This is a genomic window from Petrimonas sp. (assembly GCF_963921705.1).
GTDB classification, from domain to species: Bacteria; Bacteroidota; Bacteroidia; order Bacteroidales; family Dysgonomonadaceae; genus Petrimonas; species Petrimonas sulfuriphila.
Genome location: NZ_OY997410.1, coordinates 1,119,810 through 1,137,780, shown reverse-complemented (window position 1 = coordinate 1,137,780; position 17,971 = coordinate 1,119,810). Strand labels below are relative to the sequence as shown.

The 17,971-nt window shown below is 44.3% G+C and carries 16 protein-coding genes; 7 read left to right on the top strand and 9 right to left on the bottom strand.

Annotated features, from left to right (window positions below; genetic code table 11):
- Positions 1 to 50: 50 nt before the first annotated feature.
- From AACM02_RS04790 to AACM02_RS04775, 4 genes are all read right to left on the bottom strand, one after another.
- Positions 51 to 992, bottom strand: a complete 942-nt coding sequence (locus tag AACM02_RS04790; RefSeq protein WP_214062990.1) for a hydrogen peroxide-inducible genes activator — start codon at positions 990 to 992, stop codon at positions 51 to 53.
- Positions 989 to 1,966, bottom strand: a complete 978-nt coding sequence (locus tag AACM02_RS04785) for a dihydroorotate dehydrogenase-like protein (RefSeq protein ID WP_214062991.1) — start codon at positions 1,964 to 1,966, stop codon at positions 989 to 991. Before AACM02_RS04785 ends, AACM02_RS04790 begins: the two co-directional genes overlap by 4 nt.
- Before the next feature lie 74 nt (positions 1,967 to 2,040).
- On the bottom strand, positions 2,041 to 2,703 hold the full coding sequence (locus tag AACM02_RS04780; RefSeq protein WP_339116222.1) for a YggS family pyridoxal phosphate-dependent enzyme: 663 nt from the start codon (positions 2,701 to 2,703) through the stop codon (positions 2,041 to 2,043).
- On the bottom strand, positions 2,700 to 3,134 hold the full coding sequence (locus AACM02_RS04775; protein ID WP_339117432.1) for a DUF4494 domain-containing protein: 435 nt from the start codon (positions 3,132 to 3,134) through the stop codon (positions 2,700 to 2,702). The genes AACM02_RS04780 and AACM02_RS04775 overlap by 4 nt, the downstream gene beginning before the upstream one ends.
- A gap of 173 nt (positions 3,135 to 3,307) precedes the next feature.
- On the opposite strand from AACM02_RS04775, the gene AACM02_RS04770 reads away from it, so the two are divergent.
- Entirely contained in the window at positions 3,308 to 3,985 is a 678-nt protein-coding gene (locus AACM02_RS04770; protein ID WP_339116221.1) for a DUF554 domain-containing protein, read from the top strand.
- Position 3,986: 1 nt separating this feature from the next.
- Positions 3,987 to 5,408, top strand: a complete 1,422-nt coding sequence (locus AACM02_RS04765; protein ID WP_339116220.1) for an amino acid permease — start codon at positions 3,987 to 3,989, stop codon at positions 5,406 to 5,408.
- Here the strand turns inward: AACM02_RS04765 and AACM02_RS04760 are convergent, their stop codons facing one another.
- Positions 5,409 to 7,802 (bottom strand): TonB-dependent receptor, encoded by a 2,394-nt coding sequence (locus AACM02_RS04760; protein ID WP_339116219.1) that lies wholly within the window; start codon positions 7,800 to 7,802, stop codon positions 5,409 to 5,411.
- A 215-nt stretch (positions 7,803 to 8,017) separates the two neighbouring features.
- Here AACM02_RS04760 and AACM02_RS04755 point away from each other — a divergent pair, with 215 nt between their 5' ends.
- The 5 genes from AACM02_RS04755 (at position 8,018) to AACM02_RS04735 (ending at position 11,408) form a co-directional block, all read left to right on the top strand.
- Positions 8,018 to 8,482: a radical SAM-associated putative lipoprotein gene (locus AACM02_RS04755; protein WP_339116218.1), complete on the top strand. Its 465-nt coding sequence runs from the start codon at positions 8,018 to 8,020 to the stop codon at positions 8,480 to 8,482.
- Positions 8,479 to 9,603, top strand: a complete 1,125-nt coding sequence (locus AACM02_RS04750; protein ID WP_339116217.1) for a TIGR04133 family radical SAM/SPASM protein — start codon at positions 8,479 to 8,481, stop codon at positions 9,601 to 9,603. Before AACM02_RS04755 ends, AACM02_RS04750 begins: the two co-directional genes overlap by 4 nt.
- A 107-nt stretch (positions 9,604 to 9,710) precedes the next feature.
- A complete protein-coding gene (locus AACM02_RS04745; protein ID WP_339116216.1) occupies positions 9,711 to 10,259 on the top strand; it encodes an isochorismatase family protein in 549 nt (182 codons plus the stop codon).
- On the top strand, positions 10,256 to 11,038 hold the full coding sequence (locus tag AACM02_RS04740; RefSeq protein ID WP_332456579.1) for a HipA family kinase: 783 nt from the start codon (positions 10,256 to 10,258) through the stop codon (positions 11,036 to 11,038). The genes AACM02_RS04745 and AACM02_RS04740 overlap by 4 nt, the downstream gene beginning before the upstream one ends.
- Positions 11,025 to 11,408 (top strand): DUF3037 domain-containing protein, encoded by a 384-nt coding sequence (locus tag AACM02_RS04735; RefSeq protein ID WP_332456580.1) that lies wholly within the window; start codon positions 11,025 to 11,027, stop codon positions 11,406 to 11,408. Before AACM02_RS04740 ends, AACM02_RS04735 begins: the two co-directional genes overlap by 14 nt.
- Before the next feature lie 858 nt (positions 11,409 to 12,266).
- Here the strand turns inward: AACM02_RS04735 and AACM02_RS04730 are convergent.
- The 4 genes from AACM02_RS04730 to AACM02_RS04715 all read right to left on the bottom strand — a co-directional run bounded on the left by AACM02_RS04730 (position 12,267) and on the right by AACM02_RS04715 (position 17,915).
- On the bottom strand, positions 12,267 to 13,775 hold the full coding sequence (locus AACM02_RS04730) for an IS5 family transposase (protein WP_339116215.1): 1,509 nt from the start codon (positions 13,773 to 13,775) through the stop codon (positions 12,267 to 12,269).
- Between the two features lie 213 nt (positions 13,776 to 13,988).
- Positions 13,989 to 14,852 (bottom strand): GLPGLI family protein, encoded by an 864-nt coding sequence (locus tag AACM02_RS04725; protein WP_339116214.1) that lies wholly within the window; start codon positions 14,850 to 14,852, stop codon positions 13,989 to 13,991.
- 135 nt (positions 14,853 to 14,987) lie between these two features.
- Complete coding sequence (locus tag AACM02_RS04720; RefSeq protein WP_339116213.1) at positions 14,988 to 15,209, bottom strand: TIGR04149 family rSAM-modified RiPP; 222 nt, start codon at positions 15,207 to 15,209, stop codon at positions 14,988 to 14,990.
- Positions 15,210 to 15,296: 87 nt separating this feature from the next.
- The gene (locus AACM02_RS04715; protein WP_339116212.1) at positions 15,297 to 17,915 is read right to left on the bottom strand and encodes a carboxypeptidase-like regulatory domain-containing protein; all 2,619 of its coding nucleotides are present in this window, start codon (positions 17,913 to 17,915) and stop codon (positions 15,297 to 15,299) included.
- Positions 17,916 to 17,971 lie beyond the last annotated feature (56 nt).

Here is a 17,971-nt window from a genome sequence, read left to right as displayed (position 1 = left end):
TCAAATTATCGCCGTTCTCGATACGGTGTTTTTCTAATTTCACGATATCTCTACAACGGAATCACATATTTTTTCAGCGCAGGGTCTTTCAGTGAATTTGGAACAGCGCTTTTTACTTCATCCACAATGATGTGGATCAACCGCTCCCGTATAAATTCTTTCCGGGTAATCAGGCTGATTTCGCGCACGGGAGTAACGTTTTTAAACGGCCGCACATTTTTCTTTTGTTGTTCACTGAGATTATATGTCGCCATTTCGGGAATAACGGTCAACCCGTCGTTGTCATCCACTATTTTTATAAGCGTATCGATGCTACCTGCTTCAAAGGCAAAAATGGAATTCGACCTGCGTCTTTTTCTCATGCTGCAGAGGTGTAAAATCTGTGTCCGGAAACAATGAACTTCATCAAGCATCCAAAGCTTCCCGTTGTTTAAATCACTCTCGTCCAGCTCATTTTTAACGTAAAGCGAACGTTCTTTAGGGGAAACATAAGCAAAAAACCTTTCGTAATAGAGGGGCCTCTCGGTAACGGAGTCATCGTTGAGCGGAGTGGCCAGGATTCCACCGTCCAGCGAATCGTTTGCCAAGCCGCGAAGGATATTATCGGTTGTCAGCTCCCTGACGACTATGCTTATATCGGAATTTCCCTGCGTATGTTCGTCCATCAATTTCGGCAGCAGGTACGGCGAAACAGTCGGAATAATTCCCAGCCTGAATGTTCCTTTTATAATGCCCTTTTCTTCCTGGATAATCTCTTTAATCTGGTTTATCTGAGCGACCGAAACACGTGCCTGATCGATTATTTTTCTTCCTATCTCGGTAGGCTGAACCGGAAGCTGGGTACGGTCAAAAATTTTCACTCCCAACTCATCTTCCAGCTTTTGAATCATCATACTGAGGGTGGGTTGCGTAACAAATGAGGCTTCGGCCGCTTTGGAAAAATGGCGATAATTGTCAACTGCAATTATATACTCGAGTTGCTGGATGTTCATTGCTGATAATTTGAAAAGTACTTCATAAACTGAACGCGTTCGTACAGTGACGGGCTCGCAATATTGGCATAATTAAGTTTTCCTTTAAAATCGGATATACGTTCGTAATTATTCTGCTCCATCCATTCTTCCACACACGTGATCATGTTACCAATCACCTCCACCCCCTGCTCGTAAAGCACGCTGCAAAGCTGTACTCCCGATGCGCCAGCCAAAATTCCTTTAATGGTATCTTCCCAGGAGTGGACTCCGGTTGAACAAAGTATGTCCATCTCTTTAACGCGTCCCGAGACGATGGCAGTCCAGCGCAGTGTCTCGTGAAAATCGGCCGGGTTGCTGAAAACGGTTCCGGCTGTAATCTCCATTTTGTTGATATCAATATCAAGCTGATAAAACCGGTTAAAAAGCACAATTCCATCTGTACCCAATGCTTTCAGTTTACCGACCAGGCCGGGTAAATTACCCATATTTTTGGCCATTTTTACCACAACAGGGATTTTCACCGTTTTTTTCAATTGCTTCACGATACTGATGTAGGAATCCTCCAAATAGGTATCCCCATATTCTCCGGCGTTGAGCAAAAACACATTCAACTCAATAGCGTCCGCCCCGGCAGCCTCAATACTTTTGGCGAAATCCGTCCATCGGGTCAGTTTATAACAGTTGATGCTTGCCACAACGGGGATAGTGCATTCTGCTTTAACCGAACGGATCAGGTCGAGGTATTTCTCCACGTGGTTCATCTGGATATACGCGTTGATATAGTCCGCTGCCTCGGGATAATCAGAGATTTGTGTCAGTTTTTCGGTGTGATTTTCTATTTGTTCTTCGAACAGGGATTTAAGCACCACCGCTCCAATTCCGGCTTTATCGAGCTCTTTTATTTTTGACAAGGAGTTTGTTAAACCGCTGCTGGCAGCAATAAACGGGTTCTTCAGCGTCAATCCGGCGAATGTTGTTTGTAAGTTTACCATGTTGAGTGAATGTTTTTTCAATTATCAAGCGGGACAAAAATAACTATTTTAATTGATAAAAGTGATTGTTTATATTACCTTTCCCCAAAAATCAACGTTCCCACCCGGATGATCGTAGCACCTTCTTCTATAGCAATGGGGTAGTCGCCCGACATTCCCATGGAAATCTCTTTAAAATGATCGTCGTCGGGGAAATAATCCGATTTGAACTCACCGAACAGCGATCGAATCAACCGAAACTCTTTTCTCACCTGCATCTGGTCGTCTGTATAGGTGGCCATACCCATTACACCGGCAAGTTGCACATGTGTGCAGTCGCGCCACTTGCCCCGGGCAAGAAAACGGCGGCATTCATCGGGTGAAAAGCCCGATTTTGTCTCTTCATCGGCTACATGTAGCTGCAACAAACAAGGTATTGTCCGATGATTAGCTGCGGCCTGCTTCTCAATTTCAAGCATCAACCGTTCACTATCCAAACTGTGTATAAGGTGAATAAATGGAGCGATAAACTTCACCTTGTTACGCTGCAGATTGCCTATAAAATGCCATTCGATATCTCTGGGGAGACCCGGTTGTTTTTCAACAAGCTCCTGCACACGGCTTTCACCGAAACTCCGCTGGCTACCGTTGTAGGCTTCCAAAATCTCTTCATTGGGATGGAACTTGGAAACGGCTACAATTTTAACACCCGCCGGAACCGATACCCGCAGTTTCCCGATATTGGCTTTTATGTTCATTCCCCCGCAGCATACTTAAACACATCCATTATGGCTGTCTCGTTTACCGACGCAAAAGTGTAGTCCACCATCGTCTTTTTCATTTCGGTTTCCACGATCTCTACCGCTTCTTTCAGCACTGAGGCCTGCACGAGCATATTCACGGCTGTTTTCTTTTCCGCACCGCTTTTCTCATCGAGCGTAATGAAATAAAGCTTTGCTTTGTAATAACGGTCGCCCGTCTCGTTAAAAAAAGTGTCGGAGAACCTCGCTCTTTTGATATCGGAAACGGTAAAATCGCCCGATATATAGGGTTTCATCTCTTCAATAATCCTCGCTTCCGCTTCGGTGAACGACATCGCATCCACCAGGTAAGGCTCGGTTACCGTTTTTATCATGCCCGTATCCAGGGTTTTATCGTATCGTACCTTGCATTCAAACCAGTTGTACATATTGTTTTTTCTTAATCTTTTTATGGAGTTACAAAGGTACAATTTTTTTTGCAGTTCTGCCTTGAAACGATCGTCGTGTAAGTTTACGGGCATCGCTTTTTTAGTCGATAAAAAGCGACAAGCGGGTCTTTGTCGTAAAAAATTGATACTTTTGCAATTTATTGGTAAACGAAATGATTGGAACCCTTGTAAATACAGCTGCTGTGCTGTGTGGCGGAGTGATCGGGCTACTGTTGAAGAAACGGATGCCGGAGCGCGTGACCACCATTTATTTTCAGGCGATAGGCCTCTTCACGCTGGCTATTGGCGTGGATATGGCCGTTGAGATGGAGAAGATCCTGATTGTGGTGAGCAGCCTTGCTATCGGTTCCCTCCTGGGGGAATGGTGGGACCTGGAAAAGGGTGCCGAGCAGATTAGCGATAACCTGAAGAAACGCTTTCGTATCGGCAACGAAAGATTTTCGGAGGGGTTGGTTACCGCCTTTTTGCTGTTTTGCGTGGGTTCGATGACCATTCTCGGCACTATCCAGGAAGGCACCGGCGGTTCGCCCGATCTACTCTATACGAAATCGTTGATGGATTTCTTCTCGGCTATCCTGCTGGCTTCGGCTTTTGGTTTGGGAGTAGTATTCTCAGCATTGCCCCTGTTTATCTTTCAGGCTGCCCTCACCCTGCTTGCCGGATATGCGGGGAGCCTTTTCACCGATGAAATCATCCTCGGACTGACCAGCGTGGGAGGCATACTCCTGATCGGGTTGGGTATCAATATTCTCGGAATTAAGAAACTCCGTATCATGAATATGCTTCCGTCGCTGGTTGTCGTCGTGCTGCTCATCTGGATTTTTGGATAACATGCGACAAAAAGAGGATAAACTGGGATTATGGCTGTTGGTATTTGTGGCGCTCGGCTCCATGATAGGTTCCGGCATCTTCAATTCTCCAAAAGATCTTATCCGGGTGGCCAATCCTCAGGGCACTCTGATTGCCTGGGTTATCGGAGGGTTTGGGGCACTTATGCTCGCGTTGGTGTTCGTCTATCTTGCTTCCCGCAAGCCCGGGTTGAAAAGCGGGATTTATGCCTACGCGCGCGATGGATTCGGCGATTACATGGGCTTCAACTCAGCCTGGGGCTACTGGTCGGTAGGCTGGTTGGGGAATGTGAGTTACCTGGCACTCTTTTTCAAGACACTGAACGACCTGTTGGGAGAACGTGCACTTTCACCTTTCACCGCTTTCCTGACAGGATCGGTACTCCTGTGGCTCTTCTATGCCATTCTGATGGCCGGCATCCGGGAGGGAGCCATCCTGAATTTTATTGTAACAACCGCTAAACTGATCCCCATTCTTCTGATTATATTCCTCGGTATATTCCTGGTGAGGAACGACCTGTTTCTTGTTGCAGACTGGCAAAGCAGGCTGGTATCCACAGGTGAGTCCACCTCTCCCCTGCTGCAGGTAAAAGAGGCCATGGCGGTGATCCTCTGGTGTTTTGTCGGTGTGGAGGCAGCTTCCGTCCTGTCCGCCAGGGCAAAGAGTCAGCAAACCGTACGGATGACCATCATTCTCTCCCTGCTGATTGTCCTTGCTGTGTATATGCTGATTACCTTCATTGCCATGTCGTCGGTTCCAGCCCGGGAGCTGGCCGACTCCCGGACGCCGCTTGCCTTGATACTGGAACGGACGGTTATCGGGGCGGCGGGCGGCACGATCATCAAGCTGGGGATCATGGTTTCCGTGCTGGGAGCCAGCCTCTCCTGGATACTGTTATCCGTTGAGACATTATACGCCGCGGCTAAGGACGGCGTGTTGCCCCAAACCTTCCGGAAGATAAACCGGAAAGGAACCCCCGTCAATGCTCTCCTGCTCACACAATGCTTCACTCAGCTTTTTCTCCTTTCCATCCTGTCGCCACAACTCAACGAAACCTACCTTGCCGCCATTACCATTGCCACCACCCTGGTGCTGATTCCCTACCTGCTCTCATCACTTTATGCCGTGAAAGTTACCCTAAGCCGATGGAGGAAAGAGTCTCACCACCACCTGGTCATAGCACTGCTCGGCACCCTCTATTCTCTCTACGTGATCTATACCGTGGGCCTAAAATACCTGTTTCTTTCCGTTCTCTTTTACGGTATCGGTTCACTGCTGTTTATTGCTGCAAAGCGAGAACAAAAACAACAGCCCAAACACTGGGAATGGGCTGTCATTATTCTTCTCCTGGCAGGATCAACAGGGATAATCGCAGGGATCCTGACCGACAGGATCCAACTTTGACTATCGGTTGATGGTGTACCGCAAGGTAGCTCCGAAACGGGTAGGATATCCCCGTTGCACAAACTGGTTCACCTTTCCGGTGGTCATGTCCGACGCTTCGAAAAGAAACGAATGGTAATCGGTATTGAACAGGTTCTTTGTCCAGAGTTCAAGCGAGAACGCACCCTTCTCCGCAGAAATGCTGCCGTTAACCAATCCGTAAAAAGGTTGATAAAGCTCTTCTCCACTACCGCCGTTTTGAGGGGTGGTTTTATTTGACTCTGTCCAGTAAATTTTCCCGACTCCAGCATACTGAATGTTTCCTACCAGGCGATCAATAAGCGGACTGTTGGCAAAATCATACACATAACTGGCTCCCAGGCTTAGTGTGTGTCGTGGAGCAAAGGGAACATAATTTCCAGAATAATCCACATCCTCCGAAGCATCATATTTCACGAATCGTGCATCAGAAAATCCATAATCACCGTATAACGAGAAATTGTTCACTGGCGTATATTTCACACTCAGTTCGAAACCGCTGCTTTTCGATTTCCCGGCATTTTTTACCGTGCGACCCGATGTCCCCTGATCTTCCAGCTTGATGATCTGAATGTTGTTTACCCGGGTATAAAACAGGGCATAGGTAAGTGAGAGTTTCCGGTCGAGCATCTCATAACGTCCTCCCAACTCATACGTCCAGCTGGTTTCCGGATCATAAGAGAGCTGTTCTTCTAGCGGCACCACTTCTGCTGTTCCCGGGCCGCCAGGAGCTCCGGTTCCTCCACCCGGCATACCGCTCATCGCGTTTCGCATGATTGATTCCGCAAGGGCACCTTGCAATATTTTGGAGAATGCCTGTTCATTGTATCCTCCTGTTTTATATCCTTTCGATGCCGACAGGTAAACCAAGCCTCCGGATGAGAGTTGGTATTTCAGTGCAAACTTGGGCAAAATTTTCCAGAAGTCTTTGCTGTAACTTCCCGTCAGCAACGTATCGCCTTCTATAAACATGGGAGGCATGGGGCGGTTGGGTATATTAAATACAAGATTTACATCACCGCCCTCGCTTTCCGTGGAAAAATCGATGCCGGTGTGCTCATAATCCAGCCTTAACCCTGCAGTGGCAGACAACCCTTCTAATCCGAAAAGCTCCGTAAGCGTGGACTGGTGGAAGAGCGCAGCACCCCGGGATGGTTTTGTATAAATACCGGGAAGATCAATCCTGTCGTTGGCGTATACAATTCTCAACGGAGCACCCGTCCGCTGCATAGCCGCATCCAGGTGTCCCTGCATGGCAGCCATTCCCTCCTCTTTGATGGCGACGGGCGTATCGATCACCCGGTGGTCATAGAACCCGAAGGCACCCACTACCCAGCGGTATTTCCGTTGTGTGCCGGACTTCACGGTAATCTCCTGGCTCAGGGAGTGTTGTTCCTGCATCTGACGAATGGAGAATACCGATTTGGAAGAGTAATCCTGATCCATCTTCATATCGTCTTTCAGGTATTGAAAACCTGTGGTAGAATGTACGCTGTAACCGTTCCCAATATAATCCAGCGACAAACCGTTTGTAAACAAATGACGATTGTAGGAGGAGGGCTCGTTAAAGTTTGCTGCGGTGGAATCTTTATGCATATACGGGAAAGCACCTCCGGAAACATAGTCGTAATTTCCGAAGAGCAACGCTTTAAATGATGGAGTAATCTCCCAATCCAGCTTCACCCTTCCTCCGGCATTTTCAGAAGCATCTACTTTTTTACCGGTATGGCTATTCATGAAATACCCATCATCACGCTTGTAATAGGCACCCACGGAGATTCCGAAGTTATCCGTCAGCTTGCTGTAGTTTGATGCTTTTGCCGAAAACTGGCCGTAACTTCCACCGCCTATCGTCAGGTTAGTACCCTGAAAAGTGAGCGGCGACAGCGTGTAGAGATTCACTATTCCCCCAATGGCATTTCGTCCGTAGAGTGTTCCCTGGGCACCTCGGAGAACCTCTATGCGTTGAATATCTTGAAACTCAAAATCGAATGCCGAAGGATTAAAGCTGGGCACATTATCCACGTACATGCTTACCGTCTGCGCTCCCAATCTTGCTCCGATACCACGGATGTAGATGGGAGTAGAGACTTTGGAGCCGTAAGAAGGGATAAAGAAGTTGGGGATAAATGAGCTTAAGCCCGGCAACGATTCAATCTGAGTATCGCGCAACTGTTTCGGAGAAACCACAGATACGGCAGTGGGCATATTCTTCAACTCGTTGGTTTCTTTTACGGATGAGGTCACAACCACTTCGTTCAGGTAATACACCTTAAGCGTATCCTGAGGATTGTCGTCTTTTTCAGGTTCAATATTCCTGGAGTATGAAATAAAAATCTGGCTGACTGCCAATACAATCATTGCTAATCTTTTCATCGGACAAAAAATATACTGTTAAATTATCATGCAAAGTAACACGATAATCGAAAACGAAACAATCACCACAAATAGTGATTTTTTTCATCAATATGGAGAAAATCAGCCAAAATGTCTGTTTTTTTGAAAATTTCTCGATTTTTGGCGCAACGTTTTTGCGCTTTTTTCATCTATATATAAAATGAGCCCTATTTATCAAAACTAAAAATTGATATATGAAACGTATTGCCCTGAAAACCTATGCAAAGATACTGACTGCATTTTTCACTTTACTGGGAACAATAACCGGATGCGATTATTTTGAACCCCGATGCGAATACGGAACACCTTCCGCAGACTTCGTGTTTAAAGGAAAAGTGGTCGACAAATCATCTCAAAAACCGATAACAGATATCCGGATAATCCATAAGACAGGCTATGCACCGGCAAACGACACGGTAAAAACCAACGCCAATGGCGAATTTGAGTTGAAATTCAATGATTTTCCGGGAGGAGACCACTGGATTTATGCCGAAGATTTAGACGGAACGGAAAATGGCGGATTGTATGGCTCGGACTCCCTGACGGTTAACTCATCGCAAATGAAAAGAATCAAAAAAGGGGATGGAAGCTGGTATCAAGGTGCTTTTGAAAAGACCGATGCAAACTTCTCTTTACAAAAATCGGACAAGAAAGAATGAGACTCCGGAAGAACATGATCCTCTCGCTCTATCACGAGCATAAAAAGGCACAAGCCAAACTGCACAACCTCACTTATCTGTTTTGGGAATGCACGTTGCGTTGCAATTTCAATTGCGTGCATTGCGGAAGCGACTGTGCCAAAGAGAACATCGTTCCCGACATGCCCAAGGAAGATTTCCTGAAAATACTGTCGGATATCCGCCCACACATAAATCCGCACAAAACAATGGTCGTCATTACCGGTGGGGAACCGCTAGTACGAAAGGATCTCGAGGAAACAGGCAGAGAGATGTACAACATGGGATATCCGTGGGGGTTCGTCACCAACGGCTGGGGACTGTCGCAAGAGCGGCTCGATGCGCTTCTCCAAGCGGGACTACGTTCCGTAACCGTAAGCCTGGACGGATACACCGAAGAGTCGCACGAGTGGTTTCGCGGCAAAAAAGGATCGTGGCTCAGGGCACTGAACGCCATTTCACGGGTAGCCGGAACGCCCGGATTGAAATACGACGTGGTGACGTGCGTAAATAAAAAGAACATCAACGATCTCCACAAGTTAAAGTCAATGCTTGTTTCGTTGGAAGTCAAACACTGGCGGCTGTTTACCGTTTTTCCGAAAGGAAGAGCCAAAGATAACCCGTTATTGAAATTATCCACCGAAGAGTTTGTGCAATTGATGGAGTTCATCCGCGACACCCGAAAAGAAGGGAAAATAATCGCCAGCTACGGATGCGAGGGATACCTGGCTGATTACGAGATGGAGGTGCGTGACGCACCCTTCTTTTGTCGGGCAGGTATTCACATTGCGTCGGTGTTGGCAAACGGGGACATCAGTGCGTGTCCCAGCCTCCGGGGCGATTATGTCCAGGGCAACATCTACAAAGACAATTTCTGGACGGTGTGGAACACCCGCTACCAGGTGATGCGCGACCGCCGATGGACCAAAACCGGAAAATGCGCCACCTGTAAATCCTATAAATTCTGTCAGGGGAACGGATTACACCTCCGGGATGAAAAAACGGGAGAGTTACTACACTGCCATCTGGAGATGATGGGGAAATTACAACCCGCCATAAAACAAAGGAGCATCTTCTCCAAAGCCGTGAGTTTCTTTACGTGATCGGGGGTGAACCCAAATGCTTTTTCTTTGTTATAGAGGTTGGAATCACGAAAGTATTAGCGATTTCGGCTCTTGATTCTTTTATCTAAAAAGTCTATAAAAAAACAATGAAAAAAGCATTATTGATCGTGGATGTCCAGAACGATTTTTGTCCCGGCGGCGCACTGGGCGTAAAAGAGGGGGACAAAGTGGTTTCCGTGATAAACAGCATTATCGATAAATTCGATTTTGTAATTTCATCACAAGACTGGCACCCCGAGGAATCCATTCATTTTGAGAAGTGGCCTCCGCACTGCATCGCCAATACGTACGGTGCCGACTTCCACCCTGCCTTGAACACGGAAAAAATCGGCCTGAAGCTCCAAAAAGGTACCGCCAATAAAGATGACGGCTATTCCGCTTTCGAAGCGACCAACGTTTCCTTTTCCGATTTTCTCCGCAAAAACAACATCACCAACCTGTATGTGTGTGGGTTAGCCACCGATTATTGTGTAAAGGCATCGGCTCTAGATGCTGTAAACCACGGCTTACACACATTTGTGATAACCGATGCTATAAAACCGGTGAATATACATCCGGGCGACGATAAAAAGGCATTGGATGAAATGTACCGGAACGGATGCGTACTGGTAGAGTCTAACGCGTTGGAAGCATGAAAAAGGATCTTTCACTCCGCACCGTAACCGTAATGCGTTATATCCTGCCGTTGAGGGAGGGTGGTTCGTTGCCGGCGTTGGCGGAAGCTGATGACGATTTCAAGTATGTGTTGAAATTTCGCGGTGCGGGGCACGGCACCAAAATGTTGATTTCGGAGTTGCTGGGCGGACAAATTGCCGTCAAACTCGGATTAAATGTTCCCGAACTGGTGTTTGCCCGTCTCGATGTGGATTTCGGACGAACCGAAGGAGATGAAGAAATTCAGGATTTGTTAAAAGGAAGCGAAGGACTTAATCTCGGCCTGCATTATCTTTCAGGAGCGATTGCTTACGACCCATCTGTAAAAATAGATCCGTTGTTGGCGTCGAAAATTGTGTGGCTCGATGCATTTATTACCAATATCGACCGTACCTTTAATAACACCAACCTGTTGTTGTGGCATCGTGAATTATGGATCATCGATAACGGCGCGTCGTTCTATTTTCACCATTCCTGGAAAGATTTCGAGAAACACGCGCTCAACCCCTTTCCGCACATCAAAAATCACGTCTTGTTGCCGCAGGCTACAAAACTGGATGAAACGGACAGGTGGGCAAAGGAACATTTATCGGATCATTTTTTCCTCGAACTCACCCGGCTTATCCCTGACGAATGGTTGCAGTGGCGTGATACGAATGAGACTCCCGAAGAAATCCGCCACAGATACTACCTTTTTCTGAAAACACGATTGACGCATTCTCATCACTTTTTAAACGAAGCCCGACATGCAAGAGGTTAAGTTGTACGAATATGCCGTCATCCGCCTGGTGCCAAGAGTGGAGAGGGAAGAGTTTTTCAATATTGGGTTGATTCTTTTCTCGAAGAAGGAAAGGTATATCCGGCTGGAGTATTACCTCTGTACGAAGAAATTTGGATTGATGCACTCGGGTCTGGATTACGAGGAGGTTATCCACCACCTCGATGCATTTAAGCAAATCGCCGCAGGCAACAAAGATTGTGGCCCCATTGCGCTTTTGGATATCGCCGAGCGATTCCGCTGGCTGACCTCCGTTCGCAGTTCCGTATTACAGACATCGCGCCCGCATCCCGGAAAAACCGTTGACCTCGATAAAACTTTTGTGCGGCTCTTTGAAGAGTTGGTTAAATAAATATATTAATGCGAATCAGTAGTTGAAACTGTTCACGAGTTTATTTAGTTAAAGTATTCAAAATCAATGAAGTCAGTGCGCCAAACATTTATTCAATCCCCTGAAAATCATTAACTTAGAAGAATAATTCCCATTATTTTTCAAGTATGATTCCCAGGAAGAAAGAGCTTAAACTGATACAGATTTATACGATCAGGAAATAATGACTATCTATCTACCTGTTTACAGCAGGACATTGTCAAAAGTATTTCCAAATCAGGGATATACATGGCTTTGCATCAGAATATCTTTTCTCCTGGTTTCCTAAATTGCCTTCATACCAGACCTTTAATCTCAGATTAAACCGTCTAAGTGAGGCTTTCAGGGTATTATCCGAAAGATTGATATCTTCATTCATGCCGGCTGATTGTGACAAGGGCATATCCCTTGTCGATTCCCTGCCCATCATAACCTGCGCGGGATAACGATCTGACTGTTTTTAAACAGGCCTGGTATGATTACATCTCCGATACCGTAATCTTTGGAGACAAGATATACTCTGACTTTGAATACTTCAATGATGACAGGAAGCAGAAACAGAATATTGAAATGTTTACAACTCCCCTTAAGGCTGTCAAGGGGCAATCCGAACAGGAAAGGCAGCGCAAACAGGCTTATGATGACTTGTTTTCTCCACGGCAATTTCAAAAGTCAGGCAACCCATAGAATCATTCTTCAACCGGCTGAACGAAAAAACAACTATTCAAAGGGCGTAAAAAGTAAGATCCACGAAAGGATTACTTATACATACGATGGCCAAAATTGCCATCGTATTCATTTATCTAATTTTTTAAATAGGGTTTGCTTATTAATTTCCAGTCAGGCACAAAAATTCAATTGTGGCCCGAGTGGATAAATGTTTATATTTCTCACTTTCATCAGCTTCAACAGTAAAGAGACAAAATAAGACAGGGGAATATCTCTCACGTGCCGGATCAGGTTCATCACAAAAATGATAGCCCCTATCCAACTGTTTGACGTCGAGGACAGTCTGGCGCGGATATCATTTAAACCATATCCACGCTTGCCCTGACCAAACTTCCCTTCAACCTGGTTGCGTTCCGCCGCCTCTCGTCGCTCTTTACGTTTTTGGTATCTGCTCTTGATCTCTTTTGCCGGCTTTCGTCCCAGTGGCTCCCCGGTGAAGCGGATTCCTTTCTCTTTCAAAAACCGCCTGTTCTCCCGGGTAAGATATATCTTATCCACCTGAACCAGCTCCGGATATTTCCCAGTCAACTTCCTGAAGCGTTCAACCTGTGACTGAAGATCCTGCCCCTCGTTGAAGGCATCCCAGTCAAAATGATCCACCCTGGCATATCCATCCAGCAGGCTGATGTTGATCTTGGCGCCAAACTCCGTCTTGGCCTTGGCTTTACCACGGACGATGGGGCGAACATGTGGCTGATGAATGTTCACTATGCGATCTTCTACTTGATGGCTCTTCTTCTTATACATTGTCTCCTGTTGTTCCAGCAGATGCTGGATGACAAAAAAATACTTTAGTTGCCGCCGGTCGAAGGGAATCGGTTTATCCTTTATGGTGTCCAGTATCCCGTTGATAGTCCGCACATCCCGTTTCAGGTAGTTGATCTGCTTGCGTATCGCTTGTCTTAAAATGTTGGCAGGTTTTCTCTTCATTTTCGACACATTCAAAAAATCCTTGCGTGCAACCCTTCTGTATGTACGGGGTTTATCTTTAATACCCAGTTTCAAACACAACTCATCGATCAGCTCTTCTGCCTTCTGGCGGCTCTCGTTCAACAAATCCAGGTCTGTGGGATACTTGATATCCGCATCACAGACTGTTGCATCCATTTGGAGCTTCCCCTTGTTCCCGGGATGCGGATCGGGATCGTCATCATTATCATCTTCTTCATCCTTCGCATCCTTGTCAACCACTTCTTGATTTGCCCCGGCTTTTAGCTTCAACCCTTTTCTTATCAAGTCGTCCGTCAATGATTCAAAGACATCAAGGTCGATTCGCTTTCTGATGGAGACCAGCAGTGACGGTGTCATCACCTGTTCAGAAGTGAAGGACTCAAGCCCAAGAAAATACTGCATGTAGGGGTTCTCCTGTATCATCTCTATTACTCCACGGTCGTCACTCTTCATGATGTGCTTGATGATAATCACCCCCAGCACAAGTCTGGCATCCTTCGTGGGCGCACCACGATTGCTTTTGAAGTTCTTGTAATAAAGTCGGGCGAACTCTTCCCAGGGTACTATTTTTGAAAGAACAACCCACCGGTTATTCTCATCCAGTTTTGCCTCGAAGGGCATCTTGAACTCGGAAATTGAAAGCTGTCTGGAGCTCTTGTATCGTATCATAAAATGCAAGGATTATGAAGTAAAAATACTCAATTTCTTGCAGTTATACAAATTTTATATCAATTATTTTGCTGATTATCAGCATAAATGTCAATTATTTAGCAGACCCTACTTAACAAAAGCGATTACAAAAATGTCAAAGAACTCAATTATAAACAATTAGAAATCAAGTGGATCTAAGTGTCCACGTATGATATTTTTTATATTAATATTTCAATCTCCCACTTCAATATTAAGATATGTGACAGGATTTTTCATATTATAAAAATATTGCATTGAGGTTTGGTTTTTATAAAATCCATATGAAATTTTTTTAAATTGATTTTGCTTATACTTATTGAATTCTGAATTTGTCATTTTTTCATAATTAGAGGTGTCATCAGGTTTTTGATAACGCATTTGAGCTATTTTTTCTAATCCGATTGCCTTAATTTTGAAAATGTTCTCAGTATCGTCAATTTGCAAAATCAAACCAGGAAGTCCAAAAAATTTCCATGGCCCGTCATTTATCGGAATTTCAGTTGTAAACCAAGCGATGTAATCTCGTCCTCTGAAATGAGAGGTAGCTTTCATACATGAATAATTTAAAATTATTGCCGTGTCCTGTGAAATATTCCATTTAGGAGTAATTTCCTCAAATACTATAAATTTGTATTTTAAATCTTTTGGGTCCCTGTCTGTTGTAATAATTTCATTTTTAAGCCGATCTTTAAATAACCGTGTAGTTTCACCTTTTCTGTCTCCTGTAATTTCATCTGCTTTTCCTTTTATTTCTAACCTTTGCTCTAAAGCTTCTTGATTTGTTGAAAAGTCAAAGGTTTTTATTTTCAAAAATGCCAGATTAGTTAACGAATCATTAGCTGCTAGATTTCTATCATAATATACCGAATAAGATTCGTCAATGTCTAAAGCCATAGTATCGGTTATTGTAAATATCTTGTTTGCTTTTAATGCTTGTTGATTGTATTGATAAATAACTCTAAATTTAAAAATATTCTCATGAGAATTCTGAGCATCCAAAATAAATGTTGGAAAAAGAAAAAAAATCAGAATATACAAAAAATAATTCTTAATCATTATTAATAAACTTAAGATATATGTGTGAAAATAAATAAGTTAATTATTTAAATAAAATCTGTTGTGCTTTAAAAATAATACTAAATGTACAACAGATTTTACTTAATTCAAGTATCAAACAAACTCAAAAGTTAGTTAGATTGCCGTACATGTTCCACCACCAGGGCCACAATTCATTTCAATAGATGCAATCATAGCCTCTGTAGTGGCATAGAATCCCTCCCAAGGAACTCCAGTTGAATAACAATAACAACTAAACCGTCCTCCTCCAATACCGCTTCCTCCGTAAATGATCTTCATTTCCTTCTTGTCCAACACAACTGCATCATGCAGTTTAATTTTACTTAATTTTTTCATAAAAATAATTTTTTAGTTGCAACAATGTTTATTATACTTTCCAATAAATTATTTAATGTTGCCTCGTAATCTATTGGGATTGTATACTCACAAAATTTTAAATCTCACTCTTAACAACACTTCCGACGGACGTAAATTATATACCGAATAAAAACTGCTGATATCGCTGTAAGAATAGGTGATAAATTTGTTTGTATTGAAAATATTTGTCCAATCGAGCATTAAGTCAACGTTTTTAAGTTTGTATTTGACGCCCATATTACCGAACCACGATGAACGTGCCGACGATTGTATGGCATTATTGAAATAATGGTTGAATCCGATATTAAAAATCAATCCTTTCTTAGGAATAAAAGATGTATTCAGGCTTTGCGTAAAATAGTGCATCGGGTCCAAGCGGGTATTGCTAATGCGAATCCGGCTTTGCGAATATGCCGCGCTGTATTTCAGGATCATAAACTGTCCGATATCGGTAGTAGATGAAGCAGAAACATTGTATGAATCCGAAGTGTAAGGTGAAATAACCCCTTGATTAAGCGCGATGGATTGATTGCGTGCATAACCGGCATTCGCCCGTAATTCGGAACTGATGTCATCCACACTTTTTCCGATGGAAAACCCAGTACTGAATTGTTGCGCAGAATGCGGATGCAAAATACCTGTAGCACTGCTTAAAATACCGGTATAACGTGTATCATAAAGCATATTACGCCAATTATTCATCCAGTTTACTCCAAGCGTCATAAAAAGCGTGGTAAACGGATTTCGATAATTCAGGTTGACATATATGTTAGCAGTGGAATTTTTGCTTTGCAGTCCGTCATTGCGGCTTAGATTCCGGTACGAAGTCATCATGTACCCAATAAGGTCTTCGCGCATACCACCGATGTTGTTGTTGTGACTTGCGCTACCGTAAAGAGTAATCCGTGTACTTAACGGATAATCCAAATACACATTGGGGGCAAAAAGCCAATAACCGATACGACTATCATTACTCCGAACCTGGTCGTTTTTGTTTACAAGTAAATAGGTTACGGGAAATGAAAAGTAAGGTTTCAGTTTTTCGGTAATTGTGACGCGCATTCCGGGAGAAACCCGAAGACCGATTTCGCCGCGTGAGAATTGATTTCGTAAACTGTCAGTACTAAGCAACATTGCGTTAAGCCCTTCGTGTAATGCCGATTGAAATGTGTAATGGTTGCTGAAAACGCCCGCTGAGTAATGCAGCGAAACCTTTCCTTCCCTGCTGCCCGAAACCGACGTGTTGGTCGCAAAGCGGTTATATAAAATATCCTGACGCATAAGTGAATCGGCATCCGAAAAACTGCCAAAAATAGAAGGTGAAACACTCAAGGTGTTTTCCTGTGTAGTGTATGAAACATCCGACTGGATCCGGAAGCGCTTTTTTCCGGTACGACGCACGTAATCAAAACTATTTGCCGCGTGCATCGACGGCAGTTTCAAACGTTGTGAAATCATTCTGTCTGTCCAAACATCGCCCGATTCATCGTTCCATTTTGAGGAAAGGTTCAGTTTATTATTGAGAAAATAATTATCGGTATTGCTTTCGAGTGTAATTGCTCCTTCCAATTCCCGTTTCAATAAACGCGAATTCATGTCTTCCTCTATACGAATATTCTCACTGCCGTCCACAAAAACATCGCGGCGCACATAGCTGTCGCTTGTGTGTTTATCAAATAAGTAATTGATATTAGTGGTGAGCGTTAGGTCTTTCTTAAACGTGCGCAAATCGTTGAGCGAACCCAAATGTGCATCATTGAACAAAAAATGTTGCCGGTTAATGTTGGGCGGCGATGGTGAAACCACATTCAGAAAAGAAGTGGTGGCGTCGTCTGTGCCGCCATAAAAAGAAATGATTTCCTGCGCAATGTCCCGTCCGGTGTTATCGCCTTTATATACAAGCATGTTCTGCTCTCTTTGGGTGAAACGCATTCCTACCAGTTCGTTACTTAACAATGGCCACGGCAATCCCACACCCAATTGCGCCGTGGCAAAAAAAGCACCTAAAGCCGATTTTTTAAGTTTCAGGTTGATAGCTGCCTCCTCCGGAATTTCCATGTCTTTGAGCGCTTTAATGGGCTGATGGTTTTCGAGCACCTGCACCGATGCCACGTTTTTAGCATCGATATTATTGGTGGCGATCCCGTACTTGCCTTTCAGCAAATCCAGCCCCTCCACATAAAATTTGCTGATGGCTTTATTTTGATACAGAATTTGCCCCGATGAAAGAACCTGCACTCCGGGCAGTTTTTTCAGCACGTCGCCAATACTTTTGTCTGTTTCATCCAGAAAACTGGAAACATCGTAATGGATAGTATCGCCCAACTGTCTTACTTTGGGAGCCTTAACAATGACTTCTTTCAACTCGGTTACTTTTTCTTTTACTAGGAACTCCACAGATCCAACATTATTCTTCACGGTTTTCGATTGTGTTTCAATGGTCATGGAGCGCACCGATATTGTAACTGAATCGGGCATCGAGGCACGCTTTAGAGTATAAGACCCTTCTTTATCCGTCATCGAATACGTAAGTATGGATGTCGATCCTGCAGGATGCAGTGTGACTGTGGCAGCTTCAACAGGTTTTCGTGTAGCGGCATCAAGCACGCGGCCAGAAATTTCTGTTTGGGAGAAAACTGAAAATGAAAACAGAAAACTGAGCAGAAAGGTTATTATAGGCCTCATCTTTATTTCTTTTCTATTGCTATAATAATATAGGCGTATTTCGTTTTGTTATTTGG

What these genes read in the sequence shown, in the direction of transcription:
- AACM02_RS04790 (WP_214062990.1), bottom strand. Translation starts at nt 992, where the DNA reads ATGAACATCCAGCAACTCGAGTATATAATTGCAGTTGACAATTATCGC.
- AACM02_RS04785 (WP_214062991.1), bottom strand. Translation starts at nt 1,966, where the DNA reads ATGGTAAACTTACAAACAACATTCGCCGGATTGACGCTGAAGAACCCG.
- AACM02_RS04780 (WP_339116222.1), bottom strand. Translation starts at nt 2,703, where the DNA reads ATGAACATAAAAGCCAATATCGGGAAACTGCGGGTATCGGTTCCGGCG.
- AACM02_RS04775 (WP_339117432.1), bottom strand. Translation starts at nt 3,134, where the DNA reads ATGTACAACTGGTTTGAATGCAAGGTACGATACGATAAAACCCTGGAT.
- AACM02_RS04770 (WP_339116221.1), top strand. Translation starts at nt 3,308, where the DNA reads ATGATTGGAACCCTTGTAAATACAGCTGCTGTGCTGTGTGGCGGAGTG.
- AACM02_RS04765 (WP_339116220.1), top strand. Translation starts at nt 3,987, where the DNA reads ATGCGACAAAAAGAGGATAAACTGGGATTATGGCTGTTGGTATTTGTG.
- AACM02_RS04760 (WP_339116219.1), bottom strand. Translation starts at nt 7,802, where the DNA reads ATGAAAAGATTAGCAATGATTGTATTGGCAGTCAGCCAGATTTTTATT.
- AACM02_RS04755 (WP_339116218.1), top strand. Translation starts at nt 8,018, where the DNA reads ATGAAACGTATTGCCCTGAAAACCTATGCAAAGATACTGACTGCATTT.
- AACM02_RS04750 (WP_339116217.1), top strand. Translation starts at nt 8,479, where the DNA reads ATGAGACTCCGGAAGAACATGATCCTCTCGCTCTATCACGAGCATAAA.
- AACM02_RS04745 (WP_339116216.1), top strand. Translation starts at nt 9,711, where the DNA reads ATGAAAAAAGCATTATTGATCGTGGATGTCCAGAACGATTTTTGTCCC.
- AACM02_RS04740 (WP_332456579.1), top strand. Translation starts at nt 10,256, where the DNA reads ATGAAAAAGGATCTTTCACTCCGCACCGTAACCGTAATGCGTTATATC.
- AACM02_RS04735 (WP_332456580.1), top strand. Translation starts at nt 11,025, where the DNA reads ATGCAAGAGGTTAAGTTGTACGAATATGCCGTCATCCGCCTGGTGCCA.
- AACM02_RS04730 (WP_339116215.1), bottom strand. Translation starts at nt 13,775, where the DNA reads ATGATACGATACAAGAGCTCCAGACAGCTTTCAATTTCCGAGTTCAAG.
- AACM02_RS04725 (WP_339116214.1), bottom strand. Translation starts at nt 14,852, where the DNA reads ATGATTAAGAATTATTTTTTGTATATTCTGATTTTTTTTCTTTTTCCA.
- AACM02_RS04720 (WP_339116213.1), bottom strand. Translation starts at nt 15,209, where the DNA reads ATGAAAAAATTAAGTAAAATTAAACTGCATGATGCAGTTGTGTTGGAC.
- AACM02_RS04715 (WP_339116212.1), bottom strand. Translation starts at nt 17,915, where the DNA reads ATGAGGCCTATAATAACCTTTCTGCTCAGTTTTCTGTTTTCATTTTCA.